Source organism: Pseudomonas sp. CGJS7 (assembly GCF_036961695.1).
The window spans coordinates 20,829-32,100 of record NZ_JBAMDI010000127.1; the positions used below are offsets into that span (position 1 = coordinate 20,829).

5 protein-coding genes are annotated in these 11,272 nt (G+C 69.4%); 3 read left to right on the plus strand and 2 right to left on the minus strand.

What is annotated here, in order from left to right; genetic code table 11:
* Positions 1–17 precede the first annotated feature (17 nt).
* From V7787_RS43075 to V7787_RS43085, 3 genes are all read left to right on the plus strand, one after another.
* Entirely contained in the window at positions 18–440 is a 423-nt protein-coding gene (locus tag V7787_RS43075; protein WP_336093789.1) for a cytochrome c oxidase assembly factor Coa1 family protein, read from the plus strand.
* A gap of 37 nt (positions 441–477) precedes the next feature.
* A complete protein-coding gene (locus V7787_RS43080) occupies positions 478–912 on the plus strand; it encodes a cytochrome c oxidase assembly factor Coa1 family protein (RefSeq protein WP_336093790.1) in 435 nt (144 codons plus the stop codon).
* Between the two features lie 114 nt (positions 913–1,026).
* A complete protein-coding gene (locus tag V7787_RS43085; RefSeq protein WP_336093791.1) occupies positions 1,027–2,850 on the plus strand; it encodes a DUF885 domain-containing protein in 1,824 nt (607 codons plus the stop codon).
* 216 nt (positions 2,851–3,066) lie between these two features.
* Here the strand turns inward: V7787_RS43085 and V7787_RS43090 are convergent, their stop codons facing one another.
* Together V7787_RS43090 and V7787_RS43095 are read right to left on the minus strand one after the other, a co-directional pair.
* Positions 3,067–9,132 carry an alpha-2-macroglobulin family protein gene (locus V7787_RS43090; RefSeq protein ID WP_336093792.1) on the minus strand — a complete coding sequence of 2,022 codons (6,066 nt, stop codon included), beginning with the start codon at positions 9,130–9,132 and terminating at the stop codon, positions 3,067–3,069.
* A gap of 61 nt (positions 9,133–9,193) precedes the next feature.
* Positions 9,194–11,272: serine hydrolase domain-containing protein (locus V7787_RS43095; RefSeq protein WP_336093793.1), on the minus strand; the 2,079-nt coding region annotated here is incomplete at its 5' end.

The window sequence follows — 11,272 nt, forward strand, 5'->3', positions numbered from 1 at the left end:
AAGGAGCGTTGAACGCGATGAATACCCCGTATCGCAAACCCTGGGTGCACCGGCACTGGCTGCTGGTGCTGGTGTTGAGCCTGGTGACGATGGTGGTGCTGTCGCTGGGGATCGGTGCCGGGGTCATGTACACCCTGATGTCGGCGATGAAGAACACCGCGCCTTATCGCGAAGCGATGGCGAGAGTTCGCGCCGACGCGCGGATGACCGACTCGCTCGGCCAACCGATCGAGTCGCGCTGGGTGCCGCTGGGCGGGGCCGAACAACGCGAGGGCGGAGTCGCCACGATGGTGGTGTTTCTGCAAGGTCCGCGCGGCCGCGGCAGCGTGGATATCGTGGCCAAGTTCGAGAACGGCGCTTGGCACTACCACAAGGTAGACGCCGTATCCGACGGCCCTCCGCGACAGGAATTCGATCTGCTCCACGAGTCCGAGCGTTGAACCGCGCCGCCGCGGCCGCCCGCCGCGGGCATCGGCGATGAGCCGTTCGCGCGAGTTGAACCTGCCGCCGGACGCGCCGGCGTGGATGCGCCGCCATCCGCGCTGGACCATCGCCCTGGTCGGCTCGCTCATGCTGTTGCTGGTGCTGCTGGTGGTGGGCGTGATCGCCAACCTGATCAACGAGTCGATGCGGCGCGCGCCGCCCTACCGGCAGGCCTTGAGCCTGGCCAGCGCCGATCCGCGTCTGCGCGCGGCGTTGGGCGAACCGATCGACGACGGCCGCTGGATCCGCGGGCGCATCGACAACGCCGCCGACGGCGGCTCGGCCGATCTGTCGGTGCCGCTGTTCGGCCCGCGCGGCCGCGCGCGATTGCATGTGCGGGCGCACAAGAATTCGGCCCAGTGGACCCTGAGCGAAGCGCGGGTCGCGCTGGAACCGGGAACCGGCGAAATCGATTTGCTCGCGCGCTAAGCCGGCATAACCGGTCATGCCGACTCGCCGCCGCCCCGCGCGCATGACCTTCGGGGCTTGGCTCGCGCGCGCGCGCGAACGATGCTGGCCGGCAGTCCTCCAACGAGCCATGCCATGAAGCCGCTTGCCCTTGCTGTCGCTCTGGCGCTGTCCGCGCCGATCCTGGCGCTGTCCGCCGCGCCCGCGCACGCCGCCGAAGTCGAAGCCAAAGCCGCCGACGCCAAGCCGGTGCCGGCGTGGGTGGCGACCAGCAATCAGTACACCCAGATCCTGATCAAGGCCCAGGCCGATTTCAATCCGGAAGGTTTTTCCTTCTTCGGCATCCCCGGCTACGACGACAAAGTCACCGACCTCAAGCCCGAGGTCGGTCCGCGCTTCCGCGCTGCGATGGCCAAGGCCAAGAGCGAGTTGCAGACCAAGCTGCAGCTCGAACGCGACGCCAACGTGCGCCAGGACCTGGAAATCCTGCTCGGCGCGATCGACAACACCATCGAAGGCAGCGAACTCAACGAGAAGCTGATGCTGCCGTGGTCGGACACGCCGCAGACGATATTCACCGGCCTCAACGGTCTGCTGTCCGACCAGACCCCGCCCGAACGCCAGGTCAAGGCGCTGGCGCGCTTGCAGGCGTATGTCGGCCAGGCGCCGGGCAGCAAGCCGCTGACCGTGTTGGCGCGCGAGCGCTACCAGGAACGCCTGAGCGATACCGCGCTGCTGCAGCCGACCAAGCTGGAAGTCGAGCAAGCCCTGGGCAACGTCGACACCTACGCCAAGGGCATCCGCAAGCTGTTCGCCAAGTACAAGATCCAGGGCGCCGAGCCCGCGCTGAAGGCGATGGACAAGCAACTGCGCGACTACGCCAAGTGGACCCGCACCCAGGTGCTGCCCAAGGCGCGCACCGACGCGCGCCTGCCGCCGGAGTTGTACGCCTATCAGCTCAAGCAGTTCGGCATCGACGTCGATCCGCAGATCCTGATCCGCCGCGCCCAGGTCGAGTTCATGGAAACCCGCGCGGCGATGCGCCAACTGGCGCCGCTGGTGGCCCAGGCCAAGGGCTTGCAGGTCGCCGATCCCTACGATTACGTCGCGGTGATCCGCGCGCTCAAGCGCGACACCATCCCCAACGATCAGCTCGAACCGCGTTACCGCAAGATCATCGACGCGATCGACCCGATCATCCGCAAGGAAAAGATCGTCGACGTGCCGCAGCGGCCGATGGTGATGCGCCTGGGCAGCGAGGCCGAATCGGCGGCGCAGCCGGCGCCGCACTTCCTGCCCGCGCCGCTGGTCGGCAACACCGGCCAGCAGGGCCAGTTCGTGCTGCCGATCGGCGTGCCCAACCCGTCCGGCAAGGCGCTGCACTACGACGACTTCAATTACGAATCGGCGGCGTGGACGCTGTCGGCGCACGAAGGCCGCCCCGGCCACGAACTGCAGTTCACCGCGATGGTCGAACGCGGCATTTCGCTGGCGCGCACGCTGTACGCGTTCAACTCGGTCAACGTGGAAGGCTGGGCGCTGTACGCCGAAGCCGAGATGGTGCCGTACGAGCCCTTGGACGGTCAGCTGATCGCGCTGCAGTTCCGGCTGCTGCGCGCGGCGCGCGCGATCCTCGACCCGATGCTCAACCTCGGCCTGACCGACCGCGCCAGCGCCGACAAGGTGCTGAGCGAACAGGTCGGCTTCTCCGAAGCGATGACCAAGCAGGAACTGGACCGCTACATGTTCAACATGCCGGGCCAGGCGGGCAGCTATTTCTACGGCTACAGCCGGATCCTGGAGCTGCGCATGGAAACCGAGCTGGCGCTGGGCGACCGCTTCGACCGGCTCGGCTTCAACAACTTCCTGCTCGACCAGGGCCTGCTGCCGCCGGCGCTGCTGGGCAAGGCGGTGCGCGAGGACTACGTGCCGCAGCGCAAGGGCGCGGCGGCGAAGTGATCGCGCGGCTGCGCGCGGCCGGTAAATCCGCACAACGCCTATCCCGTCATTCCGGCGAAAGCCGGAATCCATTTTGACTTTGCTCCCATCGGCCCGGAAAAACCGTCTAGCCGACCACGCTTGATCCACTGAAGCAACAGAGCACCACGCAAAACGAAAAGGCCGCGGCAAACGCCGCGGCCTTTTTTATTCCGCACCAACCCCTCACCTACCCACTCATTCGCCCCGCCCCTGCGCAGGCGCGATGCTCACCCGCTCCGCCGCCGTACGCGCCTGAGTAGCGCTGCCATACATCAACTCCACCTGCGCCGGCGCGGCCAGATAATCGCCGGCGTTGGCGGCGCGCGCGAAGTAATGCACCTCGTGCTCGCCCGGCGGCAGCAGCTCGGCATAGAACCGCGGCTTGCGCGGGTCGAGCCGGCGCGTCTGGAACGAGTAGCTGCCGGTATCGGACACCTTGGCCAGATCCAGGCCGGCGATGCCCGACAAGGTCAGATCGGTCGGAAACAGGCCGCCGGCGACGTTGTCGGTGATCGCGACGAAGTAGCGGGTGGCGCTGTTGCGCACGGTCAGGGTGATGCGCAACCAATCGTTCTCGCGCACCGTCGCGCCCTTGACCGGCCGCCAGCCGCCTTCGCGCAACACCTCGAAACGCCGCGTCACCGCCAGCCCAATCGCGTTGGCGACCGCCTTGCGGGCGTCCTCGACATAGTCCAGCGTCGCCACATAACTTAGCGGCGTATCGCCGACGCTGGTCTGCGTCAGGCTCAAGCGCTCGCCGCGCGGCGCCGACGCCTGCCAGTCCTGACGTTGCTCGCCGGGCGCGAGCTTGAGCTCGGCGCGCTGCGCACCCAGCGCAACCGCCGCCGATGCGCCGTCGCGCGCGTCGTTGCGCACGTCCTCGTTCAAGGCCCACAGACAGTAAGCGCCGGTCTGGGTGTCCACCGCTTCGATTCCGCCCGCGTACAAATCACTGAGACCGGCGATCAGACCGCGGCGCAGATCCGGCCCGGCCAGCGCCGGGTAATCGCGCAGCAGTCCGATCAACGCGCATTGCTCGCGCAGGTCCGAACTCATCCAGCGATCCAGGCGTTCGTGCGCCTGCAGCACCCGCGCCTGGCCGCGCCGCTGGGTACGCGCGGCGAGTCGGGCGACGGCCTCGCTCGCGCCCGCGTGATGGCTGCGCGCCAGCGCGCGGGTCAGCTCGATCTGCGCCGGCAAGGCCAGACGCGGCCATTGTTTCCACAGCCCGTCCAGCTTGCCCGGCGTCGGCTTCGTGTCGGCGCCCACGGCGATGGCGGCTTCGTTGCGCGCCGCGTCGCTGGCGGCGTCGGTCTTGTCCGCACCCGGCACGTCCACGGCGGCGATGAAACCGCCCGCGGCGGTCAGCACATCCGCTTCGACCGGATGGCCCAGTTCGGTCAGCAGCGTCAATGCCCGCAGGCTGTAGGCGCTCAGTGCGATGTGCGGCGCCTGGGGAGCGTCGTCGCTGTCGTGGTCCCCATTGGTTTGCTCATCGGAATCGATGAAATAGCGGAAATCGCCGCCCTGCCCCTGGAACACCGCGGCGTTCTCGACCGCTTCGCGCACCGCCGCTTGCGCTTCCTCCTGCGGCCAAGGCGTGCTGTCGCCGCGCTGCAACGACAGCGCCGCGGCGACGCCGCGGCTGAGAATCTGCTCCCAGCAGCGGTGCGGATAACGATGCAGATCGTCGGTCCAACGCTCCACCAGCGCCGCGCTGCCGCGCAACAGGCTCAGTTGCAATTGCGGCTGGCTAGCGCCGGCCGGCAGTTCGGGCAGATCCAGCGACAGCGGCTGCGCGCCCAACCAGCCGGCCTGGCTGCGCCGGCCGGCGATCGAAGGCGTGGCGACTTCGATCGCCGCGGCCACCGCGTCGCGCTCGGCGCCGGCCTGCACGCTGGCGGTCGCCAGCAATTGGCCGATCTGGCGCGGGGCGATTTCCAGACCGAAACCGCCTTGCCCACGCGGCGCCAAACTCAGGCGAGCGTCCGCCCGCGCCAATTCGGCGCCCTCGGCGGCGCGCGCGTCGACGACCTGCAATTGGGTGGCGACGTCGCTCGCGCGCTCGCCGCTCTGGCGCGCGTTCGCGGCCAGCAGCGAGCGATCGCCGGGATACAGGCGCACCGGCGTCTGCAGCCGCGCTTCCAGCGGCAGGCCGACTTCCAAGGTCGCCTCGCTCAGGCCGAAATCGTCGTCGGCATCGTTGCTCCAGACCACCGCGCGCCAACGGGTGAGGTTGTCGGGCAGGGTCAGTTCGATCTCGCGGCTTTCGCCCGGCGCCAGCCGCAACTGCGCGATCCAGTGCACGGTGTCGACGAAACGGGTGCGCACCCGCGTCGCCGCCGGCACGACCGCGGATTCGCGCGCGTCGCGCGGCTGCGCGCCTTCGATCTTGCCGGAGCCGGCGATCGCAGTGGGGTCGAACGACATGTGCGGCTGCAGGCCTTCGATCTTGCCCGGGCCGGCGATCGCAGTGGATTCGAGCGTGATGCGCGAGCCGGTCACCACGACCTGGGCCAGTTCCAGCGAAGACGAACCGAAGTCGCGATCGCCCGGCGCCATCGATTCGCGCATATACCCGTCGGCGACCGGCATCGGAGGGGCCTGCGCCACCCTCGGGCCACGCGTGGATTCACGCGGCGCCGGAGGAGGCGGCGGCGGCGGTGCGGGTTGACGATACTCGGCGATGCGTTGCAGCGAGCATTGCGCGCAGTTCGCCGAAGCCGCTGCATCGGCCGCGGCCGCGGCCGCCGCGGCATCGGCCTTCGGGTCGCCGCTGTCGAAAATGCCGGCGTCTGGCGCGAACGGCGTACCGCTGGGCTGGGCCTTGTCCGCGTCGAACATCACCCCGGGCCACTGCAGCCGACGCTTGGCGTCGCCGGGCCACGGCAGCGCGATCTTCCATACCCCGCCCGCGAAGGCGTCGTCGAATCCGGCGCTGGCCAGATACGACGAATGATCCTTCAACGCGCCCAGCCACTGCATGCCCTGCGGATCGAACCACTCCCAGCCCTTGCCTGCCAAGCTACGCAGCGCATCGTCCATCACGCTCACGGCCAGATCGCGCGGCTGGGTGCCCGGATTGCGCACGCGCAGCAGCACCCGCTCGCCCGGACGCGCGCTGGCCGCGGAGAAACTCACCGAGACCGGCTCGGCGACGCTCGCCGCCGGCGGCGGCACCAGCTTCAGTTGCGCGTTCACCCGCCGCGACGCGGCGCGGAACCCGCGTTCGTCGATCTTCGACGGCGCGGTCTCGCGCACATGCGCCACCAGGCCGTAGCTGTGCGCGCGCGTGTCCGGCAGCGCCAGGGTGTAGCGCTGAAGTTCGCCGTCGACCGATTCGATCCGCTGGCCCATCAACTCGCGTCCGTTTTCGAACACGAACAACACCTGCGCCTTGGCATAGGGCTGGCGCAGCTGCACTTCCACGCTGCGGTCCTGCGCGCTGGCGGCGCGGATCAGCTGCAACTGCGGCTCGCCCGTCCACTCGCCGCCTTCGCGGCCGCCGGCCCAGACGTATTGCGACAACCGCGCCGGCGCGGCATCGCCGCTGCGCGCGCTGATCAGATAGCGCCCGCTCCTGGCGCGCGGGAAATCGCAGCGCGCCGGCTGGCGCGTGCGCAGGCTGCAGCGGTGCAGCACCGGCGCGTCGGCATCGTCCTGGCTTTCTTCCCACCCGCTCAGCCAGCGCACTTCGATCTCGACCGGCGCGTCGGCGACTTCGCGCCCATCCTCCTCGATCACCACCGCTTCCAGACGGATCGGCGAGCGCGCATCGAACCACTGCGGATCGCTGCGCAGCCCGACATAGCGGCGATAGCGGCTGTAACGCGCGCTGGCCGCATTGGAGGTGGTGCCCTCGCGGCCTTCCATCCGCACCGAGGCGACCGCCAGCAGTCGGCCGAACGCCGGCAACTGCGAGCGCTCGCCGCTGTCGGCGGACGCATCGTCGAACGCCAGCTTGAGCTCGCCGCGCGCCTGGCCCTGGGCGTCGGTGCGCAACTTCAGCACGCCCGCGCCGGGGATCGAACGGGTGTGAGCGCCCTCGCCGGAGACATCGACGAAACGGAAATCGGCGTACTGCGGATAGGCCTGTTGCAAGGGCAGCGGCGACAGGGTCGCGGTGACCTCGCCGATCTCCAGGTCTGCGGCCGCACCGCCGGAGTAATAGCCCGCGCTGATATCGAAGGCGAAGCGCTCGCCGTCGTGCAAGACCCGATCCTCGGCGCTGGCCTGCGCCCAAAGGTCCTGCGCGCGGAAGGTGCCGACGAAGAAACACGCGCCCTGCGCGTGGTAATCGTCTTTGCCGCGGATGCAGTAATCGCCGTCGGGCAATTGCGAAGGCAGTCCGCGCTCGCCGCTGAGCGAGCCGCCTTCATCGAAGCGCTCGGTCCAGCTCAGCACGATCGCCGGATCGTACTGGCGGGTCAGCCGCAGCTCGACCGGCGCGCTGGCGCCCGGGGCCAGCAAGCGTTCGCCGGCCAGACGGCGCAACCAGAGTTTGTAGCGCACGGTTTCGCCCGAGCGATACAAGGGCTTGTCGGTCACGCCCCAGACCCGGGTTTCCGCCGCGCGCCGCAGCACCCGCCAGGAGAATCCGCTGTCGGCCGGCAGCACCGCGCGGCGCGCATGGCTGCCGCGGCCGTGAGTGGCGCGCACGATCAGACGCTGATCGCGCGAGCGCTCGTCGAACTCGAACCGCGCCGGAACGCTCAGCCGCGCCAATCCATGAGCGTCGGTGCGGCCTCGCGCGATCCGCGCCGGCGTCTTGTCGGAGGATTGCAGCAACAACTCGACCTCCGCGTCGGCCACCGCGGCGCCGTCGCCCCATTGCTGCGCCCACACCAACACCTCGCCCGCGCCGCCGGTGGCGAACAAATCGAACGCCGGCGCGCTGAACTGGGCCAGCGGCCGATACGGGCCGTGCTGGCTGTCGGCTTGATTGGAATACAACGCCACCCAGCCGTCGCGCGCCAGCACCGAGCCGACGGCGGCCGACGGCAACGGCCGCGGCGCCGCATCGATCTGCAACGGACCGCGTTGCAGGTTCTGCATCCACTGCTCATCCAGACCACGCAACGGCCATTGACCGCCGCTCGCGCCGACCGCTTCCAGCAACACCGGCGGCTTGCGCCCGTCGGCGATCAGCGCGCTGCTGCGCGCGCCGCGCAGCACCGGCCGGTAGCCGAGCGTGCGCACGCGCAGGCTCACTGGCTGGATCGTCTCGCCGCGCAGCGAACGCAAGCCGTCCACGTTCAAGCTGAAGTCGCTTTGCGCGCTGTCGCGGCCGAAGCCGATCGCTTCGCCGCTCTCGCGTTGCAGCTTGGACTGGTAGCCGTAGGTCCACGACTTGCGCGCGTACAGTTCCACACCCTGCGGCCAGGCCGCGACCCAGGCCTTGCGCGAGTCCTCGGCCAGCGGCTGGGAGAACACCAGTTGCACGGTTTCATCCGGCAGGCAGTCCAGCTCGATGCGGCCGTCGACCGGCGTGCGGCTGGGCACCGCATCGCGCTGCGCGCAGGCCGCGCCGATCACCCGGAACGGCTCGTTGACCATCACCGTTTCCATCACCCGGTTCTGGTCGCCGCGCAACGGGCCCAGGCTGCTGCGCAATCCCGGCACGATCGACAACTCGACCCGCGCGCTGCGCGCGGCGATCGGCGGCAGCCGCAGCCGGTAACTGCTGTACGAAGAGTTGCGCTTGGCGTCCACCGCTTCCAGCACCGGCGGCGTCGCGCGTCCGTCGATGCTCAGCCGCAACACGCTGGCCGCATCGGCCGCGCTGACTTTCTGTTCGCTGTACAAATCGATGGTCGGACCGTTCTCGCCCCAGCCCACGCCGCTGCGCAATGTCGGACGCGGGGTCTGGACCACGAACGAACGCGCCGGCAAGCTGCGGCCGTCCTGGGTCTTCAAGCCGGCGGCGAGACGAACCCGGTATTCGGTCGCCTCGACCGGACGGTCGTCGTTGTCGAAACCGCAGGCGATGCGGGTGTCGTCGTCCCAATGGCAGTCCGTCGCCACGGCTTTGCCGGCCATCGACTCCAGTCGCACCGTGCCGGGCTCGATGCGGTTGCTGATCGCCTGCATCGAGTCGTCGAAATCCAGGCTCAGCTCGTAATCGTCGATCTCGACCTGAATCTCGGGCTCGGCCGGCGCCGCGGCGTGTGCCCAGCAGGCCGTTGCCGCCAGCGCGATCGCCAAACCCATCGTCCAGCCGCGCAGCGGCCCACGCTTGCAGCTCCAATGCCGGTGACCCATGGTTCCATCCACTCCGCTCCGTCGTCGCGCATAGTGCGCCGCCGGCACGGCGCTGCCAAGCTCAGTACACCAGCGACCACTGCAAGGTCTTCAGCGCCAGCACCAGCCACACCACCGCCACGCAGGCCGCGGCGATGGCCACCGCGCAGACCCGGCGCCAGCGCTGCGCCGACGGTTTCCAGGCGGCGCGCGCGTTGAGCACGGCGACCACGGCGGTGGCGATGCTGATCAGGCCCAGCACCTGCGCCAACCGCAGCCACGGATCCAGATCGCCGTCGAACGCGCGCGGCGAAGCGTCGATGCGGCCAACAATCCACAGCCACAGTCCGAACAGCAGCAGATTGCCGATCAAGCCGGCGAACGCGAGCAGGCGCAGATCGCGCTCGCGTCCTTCCAGGCGCAACGGCTGCCGGGTTTGACGCCGCACCAGCGCCGCCACCGGCCACAACGCCAGCGCCACCACGTGCACGGCCAACGCGGCGTACAACAACGGCAGCAGCCAGCCGGGCGAACGCCAGGCCGGCACCGGTTGCAGCCAGATCGCCGCAGGCACGTCGTCGCTGCTGACCGCGATCACCCGGTTGTCGATCACCTTGGCCGCCAGACGGCTGTCGCCGTCGACTTCGCGCCACAGGTAGGGCTCGATTTCGCGCCAACGCTTGAGCCGGCCGTCGGGCGTGCGGAACGCCGACACCGAAATGGTTTCGTCGTCGTTCAATTCGATGGTGGCGCTGGCGAACAAACGCGCGATGGCGAGGAAGTTGCTCGAGGACTGGCGGCTGCTTTCGTAGCGGCCTTCCACTTGCCGGCCGTGCAGGTAGGCGGTCGCCAGGGTCGGCGGCGGCGCGCCGCGGTCGGGGTAGTAGCGCCGCAGCAAGCCGTCGACCAGATCGCGATGCAAGGCGCGGCCGGCGCGGGCCGGGCCGTCGACCGAGACGAACACGCCCAGTTTGTGCTCCGGCAGCAACACCAGCGAACTCTGGAACGCTTCGGTCGCGCCGCCGTGGCCGACCGCGATCGGCCCGCGCTTGTCGCGGCGGAAGAACCCCAGCGATATCGCATCCAGTCCGGCGATCGGACGCACCAAGGTGTTTTGCATCGCCTGCGCGGTGTAGGGCTGCAAGATCGTCTTGCCGCCGTAACGGCCTTGATCCAGGTGGGCGATCATGAAATTCGCCATGTCCGCGCCGGTCGTCGACAAGCTGCCGGCCGGTCCGGCGTTGATCAGTTCGAACCCGATCGGCGGCGCGCCCGCGGCCGAATAACCCTGCGCCATGTCGCCGGCCAGGCCCTTGGGCAAGGGCTGGCGGAAACTGGAATGGCGCATGCCCAGCGGCGCGAACAGGTTGGCTTCGATGTAGTCGTTGAACGGCATCCGCGCGACCCGTTCGACCACATAACCGGCCAGGGCCACGCCGTAGTTGGAGTACGCCGGCACCGCGCCGGGCGGGTAGATACGCCGCGGCTGCACCGCCTTGAGGTAGGCGCCCAGCGGCATCAGCTGGGTGCGGTTTTCGACGAACAGGTACTTGCCCGATTCCTCGAAGCCGCCGGTGTGGGTCATCAGATGCCGCATCGTCAGCGGCTGGCCGCGGTAATCGGGGATGCGGAAATCCAGGTAGGTGTTGAGGTCGGCGTCGAGATCGAGCTTGCCGCGCTCGACCAACTGCATCACCGCGGTCCAGGTGAACAGTTTCGAGATCGAACCCGGCCGCACCAGCGTGCGCCGGGCGTCCATCGGCTTGCGTTGTTCGCGGTCGGCGTAGCCGTAGCCCTTGGCCAGCACCATCTGGCCGTCCTTGACCACCACCAGCACCGCGCCGGCCAGGCCGCCGCGCGCCAACGCGGTCGGCACCAGGCCGTCGGCATAGCTCTCCAGATCCGGCGCGCTGACCACCGGGGTCGGTGCGCGGCCGGCGGCTTCGACCAAAATCTCGCCGCTGGATTCGGCGACCGGCGAGGGTTCGATCGGGGTCGGCTCGATGGGTGCCGGCAACGGCGGCGGCGGCAGCGGTATCGGCGTCGGTTTCGGCGCGACTGGCGCCGGCGAGGTCCGCACCTCGATCGGCTCGACCGCCGGCGTGGGCGGCGCGACGTCGCCCGGGTCGTCGGCTGGGCCGTTGGACAACGGTGAGGTCGG

What these genes read in the sequence shown, in the direction of transcription:
- V7787_RS43075 (WP_336093789.1), top strand. Translation starts at nt 18, where the DNA reads ATGAATACCCCGTATCGCAAACCCTGGGTGCACCGGCACTGGCTGCTG.
- V7787_RS43080 (WP_336093790.1), top strand. Translation starts at nt 478, where the DNA reads ATGAGCCGTTCGCGCGAGTTGAACCTGCCGCCGGACGCGCCGGCGTGG.
- V7787_RS43085 (WP_336093791.1), top strand. Translation starts at nt 1,027, where the DNA reads ATGAAGCCGCTTGCCCTTGCTGTCGCTCTGGCGCTGTCCGCGCCGATC.
- V7787_RS43090 (WP_336093792.1), bottom strand. Translation starts at nt 9,132, where the DNA reads ATGGGTCACCGGCATTGGAGCTGCAAGCGTGGGCCGCTGCGCGGCTGG.